Below are 14,740 nucleotides of genomic sequence, written 5' to 3'. Positions count from 1 at the left end.
CTGCAGAGCGTACGGCCCGGTACTGGGACGACTCAGCCCAGGCCCAGGGCCGTTCCCAGATCGTCGAGGAACCGCCGATCCGCCGGGTCGACCAGATCCGTGGTCGGCGACGCTGGCCTGGCGAGGCCGGTCGCCTGGCAGACCCGGGCCGCGACGGACTGCACCCACTGCCGGTACGCCGCGGAGTCGGCCGGATCGGCGCGTCTGGCCAGGATCCGCACCGCCGCCCGGCAGGCCTCGAAGAGTTCGCTGATGCTGGTGGCCGAACCCGGGTAACTCGGCTCACCCGGTGGTCCCGCAGTCCTCCCCAGGGGACCGCCCCGATCGTCGTCCGATTCGGCGTAGATCTCGGCCACCACTGCCCGTACGAGTTCGCTGTCGAAGGCCCGGCCGGCGGCGATGCCCTCCAGGCCGGCCAGCCCCTCCCGCACGGTACGCCCCGGACGGTCGATCTCGGTCGAAAGCGCGGCGGCGATGACCCGACCGGGGAGTCGGGTGAGCAGCCGCCATTCGGTGGCCGGAAATGTCGCCGTGTCCAGTGCACCGAGGCGGTGGCCGGTGGTGGGCGGCTCGCCGGAGGCGGAGTGGCTCATCGGACCTCCCGGCCGCCAGCATATGTGCCCAGCGGCAGCCCAGGGGTTAGGAAGGGCCCCTTCCTATACAGAAAACGATAGGAAGGGGCCCTTCCTTACTTCGGGTTGGGGAAGCTGGGGCGTTCCGGGTCGACTCCGTCCGGCACCGCGTCGGCGGCGTACGCGCGGGTCGGGACCATCACCCGGCGACGGAAGACGCAGACCAGGGTGCCGTCCTGCTTGTAGCCCCGGGTCTCCACGGACACCACCCCCCGGTCCGGCTTCGAGCTGGACTCCCGCTTGTCCAACACGGTGGTCTCGCCGTAGATCGTGTCCCCGTGGAAGGTGGGGGCCACGTGCCGCAGCGACTCGACCTCCAGGTTGGCGATCGCCTTGCCGCTGACGTCCGGCACGGACATGCCGAGCAGCAGGGAGTAGATGTAGTTGCCGACCACCACGTTGCGCTTGAAGTGACTCGACGTCTCCGCGTAGTGGGCGTCCATGTGCAGCGGATGGTGATTCATGGTCAGCAGGCAGAAAAGGTGGTCGTCGTACTCGGTGACCGTCTTGCCCGGCCAGTGCCGGTAGACCGCACCGACCTCGAACTCCTCGTAGTAACGCCCAAACTGCATCCTGGTGCCCTTCGACAGATGGCGATGGAGTACACCCAGGATGCCTTATGGGCCGTTAAGGCAATACAAAGGGCGAGCACAACCCAGGTTTGTCACATTGCTTGACTCAGGATAGATAAGGGCACTCGACACCCCGGCCACCTCGGCAGCACAGCAGGTCACAGAGGTTCGGACCGCTCGGGCGGAATGGCGGCCGAAGCCGAGCCGGCAGGTCGAAACGAGCCTGGACGCAATGAACGGCGGGGCCCTCCCCGGCACCCGCCGCCCACGCTCTGATATCCAGAGATTCTGCCCGACCAGAAGCGCACACAGGAAGGGGTCGCCAAGCAAAAACTCATCAGCGTTACCCCTTTGTAACGTTACTTAAGGTAAGAGCTGATCTCGTCGTAACCGATTGTCACTAGAGCGATTCTCCCTAGTCGCCCGCGCGATTCTCGGCAGCCACCAGTTGGCCGCCCAACACCCCATGGGAACGCTCTCGTCACCAACGGTGAGCAGACGACACAGCGCCCGCAACCTCGGAGCACCCAGGATCACCGGCGCGCATCGGCGCTGTCGGATGACGCTGAAGGGCTCAGGCTGGGCGTTTCGGTGCTGGATCGCCGGGAATTCCACGACCGACGCAGAGGTTCTCCCAGGCGTAGGCACTTCCGGTGATCGGAGAGAGATCAATGGCTTCCGTTGAACTGACCACGGCCAACTTCGACGAGGTAACCGGCCAGGACGGCATCGTGCTGGTCGACTTCTGGGCAAGCTGGTGCGGCCCGTGTGTTCGGTTCGCCCCGATCTACGAACGCTCCTCGGAGAAACATCAGGACATCGTCTTCGGCAAGGTGGACACCGAAGCACAGCAGGAACTCGCCGCCAAGTTCGACGTCCGGTCCATTCCGACGATCATGGCGGTCCGGGACGGCATCATCGTCTTCGCCCAGCCGGGAGCCCTGCCCGAGTCCGCCCTGGAGTCCCTGATCGAGCAGGTCCAGGCCCTGGACATGGACGACGTCCGCCGGCAGCTCGCCGGCCAGAGCTGACCGCCCTCCACTCCTGCCCGCACCACCCCGGCCGGACCCATCGGGTCCGGCCGGTTCATCTGACCGCTGTCCTGCTCGTCGGCACCTTCTGGGGACAGGACGACCACTTCCCGTTCGGCCCGTTCCGGATGTACTCCACTTCGAACCCACCGAACGCCCCGGCGCCGGACACCCGCGTCGAGGGGGTCGACAGCAGCGGTGCGCTGATCCACCTGGATCAGCAGAGCACCGGCATCCGACGGGCGGAGATCGAGGGCCAACAGGCCCGGTACGCCGCCGACCCGGCCCTGCTACGGCAGGTGGCCGACGCGTACGCCGAACGCCACCCCGGGGCGCCGGCCCTGGTCGAGGTGCGCATCGTGATCCGCTGGTACGGCATCACGGACGGTCGGCCGACCGGCAAGTTCACCGACGAGACGGTGGTGTCGTGGCAAGCATCGTGAGCGTGGCAGGACGCTGGTCGACCGCAGCCAGACGGTGGTTGACCACGCCGGTCCCTCGGGGTCGGATCGCTGCCTTCCGTACCCTGGTCTATCTCTTCGTCGCCGCCGACCTGGTGATCTTCACGCCCTGGATACGCACCCACGGCAGCATCTCGGGTGATCTGTACCAGCCACTGTTCATCGGGCGGTTGCTGCCGCTGCCGACCCCGACCCCACTACTACGGCATCTTCTGGGCACTGCTGGCGCTCTCCCTGGTGGCCGCCAGTGGTCGGGCACCACGGGCCCTGGGCTGGCCGATCTTCCTGCTCTACTTCGAGTGGATGATCATCGCCATGAGCTACGGCAAGGTGGACCACGACCGGTTCGCCTTGCTGGTCGCGCTCGCGGTGCTACCCACCGCCGGGCGGGCCCGGCACGGCGACGCGACCCGGACCGAGGCTGGTGGCTGGGCGCTGCGGATCACTCAGATCTCCGTGATCTGCACCTACTTCCTCGCCGCGTGGGCCAAGTTCCGCTTCGGCGGTCTGGAGTGGATGACCGGCTCGGTGCTCGCCCGGGCGATCATCCGGCGCGGCACCGAGTTCGCCGACCTGCTCGCGCAGGTGCCCTATCTACTGATCGTCGCCCAGTTCGGCATCATCGCGTTCGAGCTGTTGAGCCCGGTGGTGTTCCTGGTTTCCGAACGGTGGCGCCGGGCGATCGTGGCCTTCTTCTACTCGTTCCACGTGGTGACCATCTCCACCATCACCATCTCGTTCGCGCCGCACCTGGTGGCGATGGCGAGCTTCCTGTCACTGGAACGGGTCCGCCCGATCCACTGGCTGCGCCGAATCGCCCGCCGGCAACCGCCAACGGACGCGGCCGAACCAGCGCCGGACGTACCGGAACCAGCGCCGGCTGAACCACCAGCGGAGGTGCCAGGCCCCGTGGCGGTTCAGCCGTCGGCCGGGGCGTAGCCCTCACGCGCCGCCTGGGGCAGGGAGCAGGCCGCCGTACCGCCCGGCATCCGGTGCCGGTTGCGGGCCACCCAGCGGTACGCCGGCCAGGCCAGAGCGCGTACGGGTGGCAGCCGGAGTACCGCGCCCAGCAGGCGCCACCACGGCTTGCTGTCGCCGAGTAGACGGGCGATGGCATCCGGCCCGGCCGCCCGTACGCCGTCGACACCCACCCACTGGACCGCCTCCTCGCACTGATCGGCGGTGAGCCCCAACGCGTCGAGGTCGGTGAACTGCCAGGGCACCAGTCGTGCCCGGGTCGGCACCCAGCGCTCGGCGAACCTGGCGCACGAGGTGCAGAACGCGCAGTCGCCGTCGTAGACGAATATGGGCCGCTCCATGCCCCCATCCTCCCCTGCCAGGCGAACGGGCATATCAGTGAGGTGCCCATGCGATCGTGCGGCGACTTGCCCCCGGATTAGCACATGTGTTCGAATGACTGTCATGCGCTGGGACAACCTGTCGGCTCCCCACGACCAGGGAGTCCCCGAAGAGGCAGCGCCAGCGGCTCCACCCTTGCCGCTGGCGCTGCCCGGCGCGGTGGCCCGCACCTTCGACACCCCCGGCTTCGCCGGCATGACCTTCTACGAAATACGCGCAAAGTCGATCATCAACCGGGTGCCGGGCACCTCACGAGTCCCGTTCCAGTGGACGATCAACCCCTACCGAGGCTGTAGCCATGCGTGTGTCTACTGCTTCGCGCGTAACACGCACACCTACCTGGACCTCGACGTCGGACGGGACTTCGACAGCCAGGTGGTCGTCAAGGTCAACGCAGGCGAGTTGCTCCGTCGCGAGTTGGGGTCACCGAAGTGGCAGGGCGATCACATCGCGATGGGCACCAACGTCGACTGCTATCAGCGGGCCGAAGGTCGTTACCAGCTCATGCCCGAGATCATCTCTGCGCTGACCGACTTCGCCAACCCGTTCTCCATCCTGACCAAGGGCACCCTGATCCTGCGCGACCTGCCGCTGCTGCGTACGGCCGCCGAGGTGACCCAGGTTGGTGCCTCGTTCTCGGTCGGTTTCCTCGACGAGGCGTTGTGGCGCTCGGTCGAGCCGGGCACACCCAGCCCACGTCGCCGGCTGGACGCGGTACGCGCGCTCACCGACGCCGGCCTCCAGGTCGGTGTGCTGATGGCACCGATCCTGCCTGGACTCACCGACACCGACGAGTCGATCGAGGCCACCGTCGCGGCGATCGCCGCCGCCGGGGCGACCCGCGTGACCCCGCTGCCGCTGCACCTGCGACCCGGTGCCCGCCAGTGGTACGCAGCCTGGCTCGGCCGCGAGTTTCCCGCCCTGTTGCCCCGCTACCGGGAACTTTTCGGGCAGGGCAGCTACCTGCCCCAGCCCTACCAGCGGGAGATCGTCGCTCGGGTCCGGATCGCCGCCCGCCGGCACGGGCTGAACCGCCCCGAGTCGGGGTCTCCCCGCCAGATCCCGACCTCGCCAGCGGAGTCCCGGGCGCTCGGGGCCACCCCAGCGCGTCGGGCAACTCGGCGACCTGACCCGGTGGCCGGGGGCGAGCAGCTGACCCTGCTGTAGGTCACCAGTCCGCCGACGGCGCTACAGTCGCCGGGTGCGTACTCCTCAGCAGATCCTGGCCGATGCTCGGGTGATCGCCGTCGTCGGCGCGTCCCGCAACCCAGCGAAGGCGGCCTACACCGTGCCGCAACAGATGCAGCGGTACGGCTGGCGGATCATTCCGGTCAACCCGGAGGCCGACGAGCTGTTCGGCGAGCAGGTCTACCGCTCGCTGGCCGACATCCCGCACCCGGTAGACCTGGTCGACGTGTTCCGGCCGGCGGCGGACGCCGTGGCGGTGGTCCGGGACGCGGTTGCGATCGGCGCACCGGCGGTGTGGCTGCAACTGGGCATCGTCTCGCCCGAGGCGCGGCGTATCGCCACGGAGGCCGGAATCGACTATGTCGAGGACCGGTGTCTGGTGATCGAGCGGGCCGCCGGCAACCTGTCCCACCTCGACTGACCCAGGTCAGCCTGCTGCCCGGATGGCCCGGGCACCCATCGCCCGCAGGTAGTCGGCTAGTTCCGGTGGCTCGTGCACCTCGAATTCGCAGCCGAGCATGACCAGCCGAAACGCCAGCCATTCCAGGGTGTCGGTGTGGCTGCGTAGTCGGCAGCTTTTCTCGTCGATCGGTTCCACGTCACCCGGCCCGTCGCCCACCACCGCCCGGTCAGAACTTGTACTCCTTGAGCAGGCCCCGGGAGATGATCGTCTTCTGGATCTCCGAGGTGCCCTCGCCGATGAGCAGGAACGGCGCCTCGCGCATCAGCCGCTCGATCTCGTACTCCTTCGAGTAGCCGTAGCCGCCGTGGATGCGGAACGACTCCTGCACCACCTCGGCGCAGTACTCGGAGGCGAGGAGTTTGGCCATGCCGGCCTCGACGTCGTTACGGGCACCCGAGTCCTTGAGCCGGGCCGCGTTGACCATCAGCGCGTGGGCGGCCTCGATCTTCGTACCCATCTCGGCGAGCTTGAAGGCGATGGCCTGGTGCCTGGTCAACTGGGCGCCGAAGGTCTGCCGCTGCTGGGCGTACGCAACGGCGAGTTCGAAGGCGCGGATGGAGATGCCGCAGGCCCGGGCGGCCACGTTGACCCGGCCCACCTCGATGCCGTCCATCATCTGGTAGAAGCCCCGGCCGAGGCCGGCCTCGACTCCACCGAGTACGGCCGATGCCGGCACGGTCACGCCGTCGAGGATCATCTCGGTGGTCTCGACGCCCTTGTAGCCCATCTTTTCGATCTTGCCGGGGATGGTCAGCCCGGGGGCGGTCTCGCCGAAGCCGGGCTCCTTCTCCACCAGGAAGGTCGTCATGTTGCCGTAGACCGAGTCGGCACCGACGTCGGTACGCACCAGCGTGGCCACCACCGACGAGTACGCCCCGTTGGTCAGCCACATCTTCTGCCCGTTGAGCACGAAGTTGTCGCCGTCGCGTACCGCCTTGGACCGGATGGCGGAGACGTCGGAGCCGCAGCCCGGCTCGGACATGGAGAACGCGCCGCGTACCTCGCCGGTGGCCATCCGGGGCAGCAGCGAGCGCTTCTGCTCTGCCGAGCCGTGCCGGGAGATCAGGTACGCCACGATGAAGTGGGTGTTGACGATCCCGGAGATCGACATCCAGGCCCGGGAGAGTTCCTCGACGACCAGGGCGTAGGTCAGCAGCGACTCGCCGAGGCCGCCGTACTCCTCGTCGATGGTGAGCCCGAAGAGCCCCATCTCCCGCATACCGTCGACGATCTCCGCGGGATACTCGTCGGCTCGTTCCAGCCGCTGCGCGTTCGGAATGATCTCCCGGTCGGCGAAGTCCCGTACGGTCTCCAGGATCGACCGTTGCACATCGGTCAGGCCGGGGGTCTGGGCGAGTCGGGCCATGTCAGCCTCCGAGGATTCACGGGCGTCGGTAGGTACACAGACAACGTACCGACGAGTAACTGAACGCTCGATAAGTATCGCCGTGGGGTAGTGCGCAGCCAAGACGGCGTGTCCCGGCATCCGCTGTGAAAAGCTTCACCGCTCCCGGTAGCGTCCGGACAAGGAGGACGATTGTCATGACTTACCCGAACCCGGACGAACCACAGGACCCGCAACGGCCACCCGACCCGTACGGGCAGCAACAGCCCGAGTCGGGTAGCTCCCAGCCCTCGTACGGGCAACCTGGCCAGCCCGGCGGCCAGCACGCCGAATACGGCCATCCCGGCCAGCCCAGCGGTCAGCACGGCGAATACGGTCAGCCGGGCCAATACGGCGGCCAGTACGGGCAGTACGGCCAGCCGGGCTATCCCCCACCTGGCCAGGGGCAACACCGAGGCATGAACGTCCTGGCGATCCTGTCGCTGGTCTTCGCCTTCGTCTTCGCTCCGGCCGGCATCGCGCTCGGACACATCGCCCGCAAGCAGATCAAGCAGACCGGCGAGCAGGGCGACCAGCTCGCCTTCTGGGGCCTGATCCTCAGCTACATCTTCACCGGGCTGTATCTGATCGCCTGCTGCGCCTGGGTAGTGCTCATCTTCTGGGCCGGCTCGGACAGCGGCACGACCTACTAGACACGTCGGGCTGCTTGGGACGTGGGGCTACTAGGAAGGTCGGGGCCCCACCAGGGACGTCGGGCTAGCGGAACTGGGCTTCCCGGACGCTGTTACCGCCGTCCACCACCAGCATCTGGCCGGTGATGTAGGAGGCCGCCGGCGAGCAGAGGAAGACGATGGCCGCAGCCACCTCGTCCGGCGTACCGGGCCGTCCCACCGGAGTGCCGAGGCCCTGCTTCAACTCGGCCATGGTGGACGCCGCCGTGTAGATGGTGCCCGGGGCCACCGCGTTGACCGTCACGCCGTCGGCGACCATCTCCATCGCCAGCGCCCGGGTCAACCCGACCACCCCGGCCTTGGCCGCCGCGTACGCCGCCTCGGTCGGTAGCGCGTTGACCGGCCCGGCGGTGGCGGCGAGGTTCACGATCCGCCCCCAGCCGCGCTCGGCCATCCCGCCGATGAACGCCCGGCTGCACAGGAACGCCGTGGTCAGATTGCGGTTGATCTCCGCCTGCCACTCCTCGAAAGTCAACTGCGCGACCGGTCGCAGCACCTCCGGGCTCGCCCGACTCGCCAGCCCGGCGTTGTTGACCAGCACCTCCACCTCGCCGAGCTGCTCGGCGATCGCATCGGCGAGTGCCCCCACCTCCGACTCGTCGGTGAGGTCGGCGACGAATCCGGTCGCACCCAGCTCAGTGGCCCGCTCGTGGATCCGCCGGGTGGTCGACACGATCGCCACCCTGGCTCCCAGATCACGTAACCGGCGGGCGGTCGCGTACCCGATGCCGTCGGGGCTGCCGGCGCCGGTGACCAGCGCCACCCGGCCATCGAGCCGCATGGTGACCGGCTCCGTCTCGGGTGTCGGAACCTCGACCCCCATCGGGTCGACGCCGGACGGATTGGTGCGGTGCCGGCGGGCCAGCCCGGGACGAGTCGCATCCCGACGAAGACGGCTGCTGGACCTGTCCCCGGCGCGCGCATCGAATGCCATGTCGCGATCCTGCCCTCTTCCGCTGGTACGGGCAACGCACACCCCCCAAAAACGGGGGCAGTGTCACTGGCGGTGAGCGACTACCCTGGCGGCGCACCCTTTGCAGACGGAGATCATTAATGAGCTATCCGAACTGGAACGACCCGTCCCAAAGCAACCCGCAGCCTGCCGCCTATCCGGATCCGAACCAGCCGACCAGTGGATACCCGGTCAGTGGATACCCGGTCAGTGGAGAGCCGTTCAAAGCAGAGGGCACGCCCGTCGGGGCTTATCCCGGGTACGGCTACCCGATGATCGCCGTCGCGCAACCGACCAACGGAATGTCGATCGCCGCGCTGGTGGTGTCCATCGTCGGCGTTTTCGGCCTCTGCGGCTACGGGCTCGGCGGTTTCATCGGCATCATTGGCGCAATCCTCGGTCACGTCTCCCGGCGGCAGATCCGGCAGAAGGGGGAAAGCGGCGACGGTATGGCCCTGGCCGGAATCATCGTCGGCTGGATCGCGACCGGCATCGCGCTGATCGCCACGCTCGCCTGGGTCGGGCTGTTCGTCTGGTTGTTCAACCAGGATCCTTCCACCACCCCCCACGGCACCACTGGCTACGGCACCACCGACTGACCCGGACCAGCAGCAAGAACTCACGGCAATTAGGACTCATCCGACCAGCATCGAGGAGGTCCGGTGGAGCAGCCAGACGTCGCGAAGGGTTCCGACGAACCTGGCGGGACACCCGCTGTGGGCGGGCCCGGCGAGTCATCCCTGCCTCCTGGCCCACCGCCGTACCCGCCACCGCCCTATCCCTGGCCGCAGTTCGTCGTACGCCGTCCGACGAACAACATGGCGATCGCCTCGCTGGTCGTCGCGCTGGCCAGCCTCTTCACCTGCACCCTGCTCGGCGGGCTCGCCGTCTACCTCGGCAACCGGGGCCGCGCCGAAATCCGTAACACCGGCGAGGAGGGCGACGGCTTGGCCCTGGCCGGAATCATCGTCGGCTGGATCGGGGTCGGGCTGGCCGCGATCACGATCCTGTTCCTGATCGTCTACTTCGTGGTCATCGGCGGCTTCATCGCCAGCACGACCGCTGTCTAGCAGACACAGCTGCGATGTGGCGGGGCGCAGCCGGGATGATGACCGGCGCGCCCCGCCACGAAAGCGAGATCATTCCTCGACGCTGAAGGTGCGCTTCCGGGTCATTCCGGCGGCCCGCCCCTTGGCCGCGATGACCAGCGCCATCTTGCGCGACGCCTCGTCGATCATCTCGTCGCCGAGCATCACCGCGCCCAACCGACCGCCCGCGTCCGAGGTGTAGTGCGCGTAGGCGTCAAGGATCAACTCGGCGTGGTCGTAGTCGTCCTGCGCCGGGGAGTAGACCTCATTCGCCGCCTCGATCTGGCCGGGGTGCAGCACCCACTTGCCGTCGAACCCGAGGGCGGCCGAGCGCTTCGCCACCTCCCGGAATCCGTCCACGTCGCGGATCTGCAGGAACGGCCCGTCGATGGCCTGCTTGTCGTGCATCCGGGCGGCCATCAGGATCCGCATCAGAATGTAGTGGTAGGGGTCGCCCGGGTAGTCCGGAATCAGGGCTCCGACCACCAGCGACTTCATGTTGATCGACGCCATGAAGTCGGCCGGACCGAAGATGATCGTCTCCACCCGGGGCGAGGCGGCGGCGATGGCATCCATGTTGACCAGGCCGGCGGCGTTCTCGATCTGCGCCTCGATGCCGATCCCACCCACCGGCAGTCCGAGCGTCTTCTCCAACTGGGTGAGGGTCAGGTCCAGCCACTCGATGTGCGCGGCCGTCTGCACCTTCGGCAGCATGATGCAGTCCAGGTTGGCGCCGGCACCCTCGACCACCGCGATCACGTCCTGGTAGGTCCAGGGCGTGGTCAGGTCGTTGACGCGTACCACCCGTGCCTTCCCAGCCCAGTCCCCCTCGTTGAGCGCCGCGACGATGTTCTTACGTGCCTCCGGCTTGGCCAGCGGGGCCACCGCGTCCTCCAGGTCCAGGAAGACCTGGTCGGCCGGGAGTCCCTGGGCCTTGCCGAGCATCTTCACGCTCGACCCGGGTACGGCCAGACAGGACCGGCGGGGGCGTCCGAGGTTGGCCATCGCGGGCTCCTTTCGCCGGCCGGACGTACCCGGCTCGACTTAACGATCACAAAGGCGGTTGTTACGCCACGGTAACCGTGCCGAGGGACACAGGAGAACCAACCTGTGCAGGATTTCACTGCCCGCCCGGAGCGGGCAGACTAACGCCTGGAACCGGGCAGACTTGCGCCCAGAGCGGGGCGGACTAGCGTCCGGCGGCAGGAGCGAGTCAGACCAGGGGAGGAGTGCAGCCGATGGCCGGATACCAGCAGGTCTCCACCACCGTCGACGCCCAACCGGCAGCGGTCGAGCTCAGCCGATCCGCCGTACAGGCCCGGCTCGCCGCCTGCGGCCAGGTCGTCGGCCCGATCACCAGCACCTACTGGTGGGACGGCGAGGTGCAGGCTGCCGAGGAGTGGCTGGTGCTGTTCAAGACGACCGAGGACCGGGCCGAGGCGTTGATCGAGCACCTGCGCGCCGCCCACCCGTACGACGTACCAGAGGTGATCTGCACCCCGATCACCGCCGGCAATCCGGCCTATCTGAGCTGGATACACCAGGAGACTCGCCACCGGTAGCCGAACCCGCCGCCAACAGCCACGGCCAGCGTCGTAATCTGTGCGGCGGGGCCGCCCCGGTCCGCAAGTTTCCCTCAAGTCTGGCTCGAACCGGTACCGCCGTGCGCATGCAACCGGCAACGTTTGGGAAACCCCCGAACGACCCTAGGAGCGTACGATGTCGGCCCACCTCACCCTGGCCACCGCGCCGCCCGGCAACACCACTCCCCCCACCCGGCTGGCCTGGTCGACGTTGGTCGACGCCTTCGAACTGGCCTGCCTCCTGCGCTGCGCGTCGATGCCCACCCGACCGACCATGACGCAGTACGGCCAACGCCCCCATCACCGGCCGCTGACCAGCGCCCGAACCGTGGTCGAGTTCAGCCAGCCGACCGCCGCCGAGCGGATGCGGCAACTGATGGGTCGCCTGGAGATCCCGGTCGACGAGGAGATCGTCACCGCCGGACTACGGCGGCGTTACACCGTGCACCGACTTGGGGTGCCAGCGCGGTGTCAGGCGGAGTACACCGCCACCATCGACCTCGCCTGGCGGCAGGCCCGAGAGACGCTACACAGCCCGGTCGCCGCCGGCACCTCAACCGTTCGCCAGCAGTGGCGGCCCCGGCTGGCCGCCGCCGCCTGGAGTGCGGTGCTGCTCGGCGCCGGCCGGCACATCCACAAGCACATCCTCGGGGTACGGGTCAACGACCAGGACCTCGCCGGGGTGCTCGTCCGCAGCGCCCAACTGCTCGGCGCGACCGCCTCGCTGGACCGCCGATCCGGCTGTTTCCTGGTCAGCGTGCCGGCCGGGTTGGACAAGCGGCGAATCATGCAGAGCACTGCGTACCGGACCGCACTGGCCGCCGCCTCCTGACCCGTCGAGGACTGTTCCGCCGTTCGCACGGTATGCAGCGATCGGCCGGGTAGGCGAGACTGGCGACGCCGTCCCCGACCGTCGCCGGAGTGTGCCGTACGTGAGCCGTAACTCGTCGTGGCTGCGCACCGCCGCCGCTCCGCTCGCCGCGATGGCGCTGCTGACGGCGACGACGCTGCTCGCCGCTGGCTGCCGCCCGACCGAACCGACCCCGATCGATATCCGCATCGCGACCGGCAGTCCCACTGCGGTCTACTACGCCTTCGGGCAGTCACTGGCCACGATCCTCAACCGGGAGCTACCCAACGTCCGAGCCAGTGTGCTGGTGACCGCTGCCTCGGCACAGAACGTCACGATGGTCGCCAACGGCACCGCCGAGTTGGGTTTCACCCAGGCCGATGTCCTGCCCATCACGCCGACCGGCGGCTATCAGGTGTCGTCCATGGCCCGGGTCTACGACGATCTGCTGCACCTGGTCACCCGGGCAGACAGCCCGATCCACCAGCTGACCGACATTCGCGATCGCCGGGTCTCGGTGGGTGCCTCCGGTTCCGGCACCGAGGTCACCGCCAACCGTCTCCTCGCGGTCGCCGGGCTGACCGGGGTGATCCGTACCGAGAAGTTGGGGCTGGACGCCTCCGTGGCCGCGTTGCGCGCCGGACAGATCGACGCCTTCTTCTTCTCCGGTGGCCTGCCGGTGAACGCCATCCACGAACTGGCCGCCGACACCCCGATCCGGCTTGTCGACCTCAACACGTACATCGAGCCGCTGCGCAACGCCTACCGGGAGGTGTACGTCGCCCGCGACGTCCCCCGCTCGGTGTACGGGCTGGATCCGGTGACCACCATCGCCAACCCCAACTTCCTCGTCGTCGGCCCGACCCTGCCGGAAAACCTGGTGTACGAGTTGACCCGGCTGCTGATGCAGCGCCGGGACGAACTGGCCGCCGCTCACCCGGCCGCCGCCCGGTTGAGCCCACTGTCGGCGATCGCCACCGAGCCGCTGCCGATGCACCCCGGCGCGGCCCGCTACTACCGATCCAACAAACCCTGACCGGGCCGTCCTGTTCAGTAAGCCCTGCCCGACTGCTCCGGTAAGCCCCGTCCCGGGTGGCGATCATTCGTCCTCGGGGGTCTGGAACCACACGGTGGCGGCCAGCCCGCGCGGCTTCGCCGGACGCATGGTGAGCCGCCCGCCGGAGACGTCGACCAGCACCGCGACGATGGTCAGGCCAAGCCCCGCACCGCTGACATTCTGCGCGTCCGGTGCCCGCCAGAACCGCTCAGTCGCCTGGTGGAGCTGGTCGGCGGTCATTCCCCGCCCGGTGTCCCGTACGGTCACCGCCACGCCGCCGTCGACCTGCGCCACGGTCACCGCGACCCGACCGCCCGGCTCGGTGAACTTCACCGCGTTGTCGATCAGCGCGTCCAGGGTCTGGTCCACCGCCGTCGGCACGGCACGGACCGGTACCGCCTGCTCCGGCACGGTGACCTCCAGCGTGATGGACCGATGGCGGGCCAGCGGCTGCCACGCGGCGGCTCGCGACACGGCCACGGCTGCGGCGTCCACCACCACCAACCGGTCCCGCCCCCGCTCGGCCCGGGCCAACGTGAGCAGCCCGTCCAACACCTCGGCCAGCCGGTCGGTCTCCTCCAGCGCCAACTGGTGCTCGGTGCGGCCGTACTCGTCGGTCAGGCTCGGCCCGAGTTCCTCCACCCGCAGCCGGAGCGCGGTGAGCGGGTTGCGCAGTTGGTGGCTGGCGTGCGCGACGAAGGCCCGCTGCCGTTCCATCGCGTCGGAGACCGCGTCCGCCATGTCGTTGAAGCTCGCCGCCAACCGGCGCAGCTCCGGCGGGCCAAGCTGGTGCGGCACCCGGGCGTCCCGGTCACCGCCGGCGATCTCGTGGGTCACCGCGTCCAGCACGGTGACCGGCCGCAGTACCCACCCGGCCAGCCGGAACGCGGTCGACACACAGGCCAGCACCGCCAGCACGCCAACGCCGACCAGGATCAACCACCAGTTCCGCACCGTGTTGCGTACTCGGGTGATCGGCGAGGAGATGATCACCGCCCCCAGCACCTCCCCACCGTCGGCTATCGGTACGGCCACCACCAGCGGTCCGGGACTCCACGGCCAGACCGCTGCGGACCCGGTGAACTGCTGCCCGGCGAGGGCGGCCCGGGCCGCTGGTTCGACCGGGGCGGTCGTGCCCGGATAGTGCGCCGTGACCAGGACCGTCCGATGTTCCCGGTCCACCACGGAGACGCCGATGGCGTACAACTCGTCGTAACGGTCCAACTCGGCGCGGAGCGCCCCGACCGCGCCACTGCGCAGCGCCGGACCGGAGAGCGAGGCGAACCGGGTCGCGTCGGCGAGCCGGTCGGCCCGTACCTGGTCGGTCTCCCGGTTGGCCAGGGTGATCGCCAACGGGGTCTCCAACGCGAGCAGCACAAGGACCATCAGCAGCAGGTAGCTGGTGACCAAGCGTCGGCGCACCGCGGA

At 68.7% G+C, this 14,740-nt stretch carries 19 protein-coding genes; 11 read left to right on the top strand and 8 right to left on the bottom strand.

Annotation, left to right across the window (positions count from 1 at the left end):
* Positions 1 to 32: 32 nt before the first annotated feature.
* Both ACWDV4_RS02775 and ACWDV4_RS02770 read right to left on the bottom strand, forming a co-directional pair.
* Positions 33 to 593, bottom strand: coding sequence for a hypothetical protein (locus ACWDV4_RS02775; RefSeq protein ID WP_449974328.1), 561 nt, complete (start codon positions 591 to 593; stop codon positions 33 to 35).
* Between the two features lie 95 nt (positions 594 to 688).
* Positions 689 to 1,204, bottom strand: coding sequence for a MaoC family dehydratase (locus ACWDV4_RS02770; RefSeq protein ID WP_449974326.1), 516 nt, complete (start codon positions 1,202 to 1,204; stop codon positions 689 to 691).
* A 671-nt stretch (positions 1,205 to 1,875) separates the two neighbouring features.
* On the opposite strand from ACWDV4_RS02770, the gene trxA reads away from it, so the two are divergent.
* The 3 genes from trxA (at position 1,876) to ACWDV4_RS02755 (ending at position 3,635) form a co-directional block, all read left to right on the top strand.
* On the top strand, positions 1,876 to 2,235 hold the full coding sequence (gene trxA, locus ACWDV4_RS02765; RefSeq protein ID WP_449974325.1) for a thioredoxin: 360 nt from the start codon (positions 1,876 to 1,878) through the stop codon (positions 2,233 to 2,235).
* 128 nt (positions 2,236 to 2,363) lie between these two features.
* A complete protein-coding gene (locus ACWDV4_RS02760; protein ID WP_449974323.1) occupies positions 2,364 to 2,678 on the top strand; it encodes a hypothetical protein in 315 nt (104 codons plus the stop codon).
* 156 nt (positions 2,679 to 2,834) lie between these two features.
* A complete protein-coding gene (locus ACWDV4_RS02755; RefSeq protein WP_449974322.1) occupies positions 2,835 to 3,635 on the top strand; it encodes an HTTM domain-containing protein in 801 nt (266 codons plus the stop codon).
* Here ACWDV4_RS02755 and ACWDV4_RS02750 read toward each other — a convergent pair.
* The gene (locus ACWDV4_RS02750) at positions 3,614 to 4,015 is read right to left on the bottom strand and encodes a thiol-disulfide oxidoreductase DCC family protein (RefSeq protein ID WP_449974320.1); all 402 of its coding nucleotides are present in this window, start codon (positions 4,013 to 4,015) and stop codon (positions 3,614 to 3,616) included. The two genes, ACWDV4_RS02755 and ACWDV4_RS02750, sit on opposite strands and share 22 nt — an antisense overlap.
* 103 nt (positions 4,016 to 4,118) lie before the next feature.
* Here ACWDV4_RS02750 and ACWDV4_RS02745 point away from each other — a divergent pair, with 103 nt between their 5' ends.
* Both ACWDV4_RS02745 and ACWDV4_RS02740 read left to right on the top strand, forming a co-directional pair.
* Positions 4,119 to 5,222, top strand: a complete 1,104-nt coding sequence (locus ACWDV4_RS02745) for an Rv2578c family radical SAM protein (RefSeq protein WP_449974666.1) — start codon at positions 4,119 to 4,121, stop codon at positions 5,220 to 5,222.
* 34 nt (positions 5,223 to 5,256) lie between these two features.
* A complete protein-coding gene (locus ACWDV4_RS02740; RefSeq protein WP_449974319.1) occupies positions 5,257 to 5,664 on the top strand; it encodes a CoA-binding protein in 408 nt (135 codons plus the stop codon).
* A 6-nt stretch (positions 5,665 to 5,670) separates the two neighbouring features.
* Here ACWDV4_RS02740 and ACWDV4_RS02735 read toward each other — a convergent pair whose 3' ends face one another.
* Together ACWDV4_RS02735 and ACWDV4_RS02730 are read right to left on the bottom strand one after the other, a co-directional pair.
* Positions 5,671 to 5,862, bottom strand: a complete 192-nt coding sequence (locus ACWDV4_RS02735; RefSeq protein ID WP_449974317.1) for a hypothetical protein — start codon at positions 5,860 to 5,862, stop codon at positions 5,671 to 5,673.
* 10 nt (positions 5,863 to 5,872) lie between these two features.
* Positions 5,873 to 7,072 (bottom strand): acyl-CoA dehydrogenase family protein, encoded by a 1,200-nt coding sequence (locus ACWDV4_RS02730; RefSeq protein WP_449974316.1) that lies wholly within the window; start codon positions 7,070 to 7,072, stop codon positions 5,873 to 5,875.
* A 176-nt stretch (positions 7,073 to 7,248) separates the two neighbouring features.
* Between ACWDV4_RS02730 and ACWDV4_RS02725 the strand changes: the two genes are divergently transcribed.
* Complete coding sequence (locus ACWDV4_RS02725; protein ID WP_449974315.1) at positions 7,249 to 7,743, top strand: DUF4190 domain-containing protein; 495 nt, start codon at positions 7,249 to 7,251, stop codon at positions 7,741 to 7,743.
* A gap of 64 nt (positions 7,744 to 7,807) precedes the next feature.
* Here ACWDV4_RS02725 and ACWDV4_RS02720 read toward each other — a convergent pair whose 3' ends face one another.
* Positions 7,808 to 8,647, bottom strand: coding sequence for an SDR family NAD(P)-dependent oxidoreductase (locus ACWDV4_RS02720; RefSeq protein ID WP_449974664.1), 840 nt, complete (start codon positions 8,645 to 8,647; stop codon positions 7,808 to 7,810).
* A 188-nt stretch (positions 8,648 to 8,835) separates the two neighbouring features.
* Between ACWDV4_RS02720 and ACWDV4_RS02715 the strand changes: the two genes are divergently transcribed.
* Both ACWDV4_RS02715 and ACWDV4_RS02710 read left to right on the top strand, forming a co-directional pair.
* Positions 8,836 to 9,333 (top strand): DUF4190 domain-containing protein, encoded by a 498-nt coding sequence (locus tag ACWDV4_RS02715; RefSeq protein ID WP_449974314.1) that lies wholly within the window; start codon positions 8,836 to 8,838, stop codon positions 9,331 to 9,333.
* Between the two features lie 63 nt (positions 9,334 to 9,396).
* Positions 9,397 to 9,804, top strand: a complete 408-nt coding sequence (locus ACWDV4_RS02710) for a DUF4190 domain-containing protein (RefSeq protein ID WP_449974313.1) — start codon at positions 9,397 to 9,399, stop codon at positions 9,802 to 9,804.
* A 69-nt stretch (positions 9,805 to 9,873) separates the two neighbouring features.
* Here the strand turns inward: ACWDV4_RS02710 and ACWDV4_RS02705 are convergent, their stop codons facing one another.
* Complete coding sequence (locus tag ACWDV4_RS02705; RefSeq protein ID WP_449974312.1) at positions 9,874 to 10,827, bottom strand: HpcH/HpaI aldolase/citrate lyase family protein; 954 nt, start codon at positions 10,825 to 10,827, stop codon at positions 9,874 to 9,876.
* Positions 10,828 to 11,060: 233 nt separating this feature from the next.
* On the opposite strand from ACWDV4_RS02705, the gene cutA reads away from it, so the two are divergent.
* From cutA to ACWDV4_RS02690, 3 genes are all read left to right on the top strand, one after another.
* Positions 11,061 to 11,384 carry a divalent-cation tolerance protein CutA gene (gene cutA / locus ACWDV4_RS02700; protein WP_449974310.1) on the top strand — a complete coding sequence of 108 codons (324 nt, stop codon included), beginning with the start codon at positions 11,061 to 11,063 and terminating at the stop codon, positions 11,382 to 11,384.
* 157 nt (positions 11,385 to 11,541) lie between these two features.
* Complete coding sequence (locus ACWDV4_RS02695) at positions 11,542 to 12,237, top strand: hypothetical protein (RefSeq protein WP_449974308.1); 696 nt, start codon at positions 11,542 to 11,544, stop codon at positions 12,235 to 12,237.
* Positions 12,238 to 12,388: 151 nt separating this feature from the next.
* The gene (locus tag ACWDV4_RS02690; RefSeq protein WP_449974663.1) at positions 12,389 to 13,291 is read left to right on the top strand and encodes a TAXI family TRAP transporter solute-binding subunit; all 903 of its coding nucleotides are present in this window, start codon (positions 12,389 to 12,391) and stop codon (positions 13,289 to 13,291) included.
* A 63-nt stretch (positions 13,292 to 13,354) separates the two neighbouring features.
* Here the strand turns inward: ACWDV4_RS02690 and ACWDV4_RS02685 are convergent, their stop codons facing one another.
* On the bottom strand, positions 13,355 to 14,734 hold the full coding sequence (locus ACWDV4_RS02685) for an ATP-binding protein (protein ID WP_449974306.1): 1,380 nt from the start codon (positions 14,732 to 14,734) through the stop codon (positions 13,355 to 13,357).
* Positions 14,735 to 14,740: the final 6 nt, after the last annotated feature.

It is taken from the genome of Micromonospora sp. NPDC003197 (assembly GCF_053590565.1).
This window is presented reverse-complemented; position numbering and strand designations above follow the sequence as displayed.

Coding starts and splice junctions, on each gene's coding strand:
- ACWDV4_RS02775 (WP_449974328.1), bottom strand. CDS start 593: ATGAGCCACTCCGCCTCCGGCGAGCCGCCCACCACCGGCCACCGCCTC.
- ACWDV4_RS02770 (WP_449974326.1), bottom strand. CDS start 1,204: ATGCAGTTTGGGCGTTACTACGAGGAGTTCGAGGTCGGTGCGGTCTAC.
- trxA (WP_449974325.1), top strand. CDS start 1,876: ATGGCTTCCGTTGAACTGACCACGGCCAACTTCGACGAGGTAACCGGC.
- ACWDV4_RS02760 (WP_449974323.1), top strand. CDS start 2,364: ATGTACTCCACTTCGAACCCACCGAACGCCCCGGCGCCGGACACCCGC.
- ACWDV4_RS02750 (WP_449974320.1), bottom strand. CDS start 4,015: ATGGAGCGGCCCATATTCGTCTACGACGGCGACTGCGCGTTCTGCACC.
- ACWDV4_RS02745 (WP_449974666.1), top strand. CDS start 4,119: ATGCGCTGGGACAACCTGTCGGCTCCCCACGACCAGGGAGTCCCCGAA.
- ACWDV4_RS02730 (WP_449974316.1), bottom strand. CDS start 7,072: ATGGCCCGACTCGCCCAGACCCCCGGCCTGACCGATGTGCAACGGTCG.
- ACWDV4_RS02725 (WP_449974315.1), top strand. CDS start 7,249: ATGACTTACCCGAACCCGGACGAACCACAGGACCCGCAACGGCCACCC.
- ACWDV4_RS02715 (WP_449974314.1), top strand. CDS start 8,836: ATGAGCTATCCGAACTGGAACGACCCGTCCCAAAGCAACCCGCAGCCT.
- ACWDV4_RS02705 (WP_449974312.1), bottom strand. CDS start 10,827: ATGGCCAACCTCGGACGCCCCCGCCGGTCCTGTCTGGCCGTACCCGGG.
- cutA (WP_449974310.1), top strand. CDS start 11,061: ATGGCCGGATACCAGCAGGTCTCCACCACCGTCGACGCCCAACCGGCA.
- ACWDV4_RS02695 (WP_449974308.1), top strand. CDS start 11,542: ATGTCGGCCCACCTCACCCTGGCCACCGCGCCGCCCGGCAACACCACT.
- ACWDV4_RS02690 (WP_449974663.1), top strand. CDS start 12,389: ATGGCGCTGCTGACGGCGACGACGCTGCTCGCCGCTGGCTGCCGCCCG.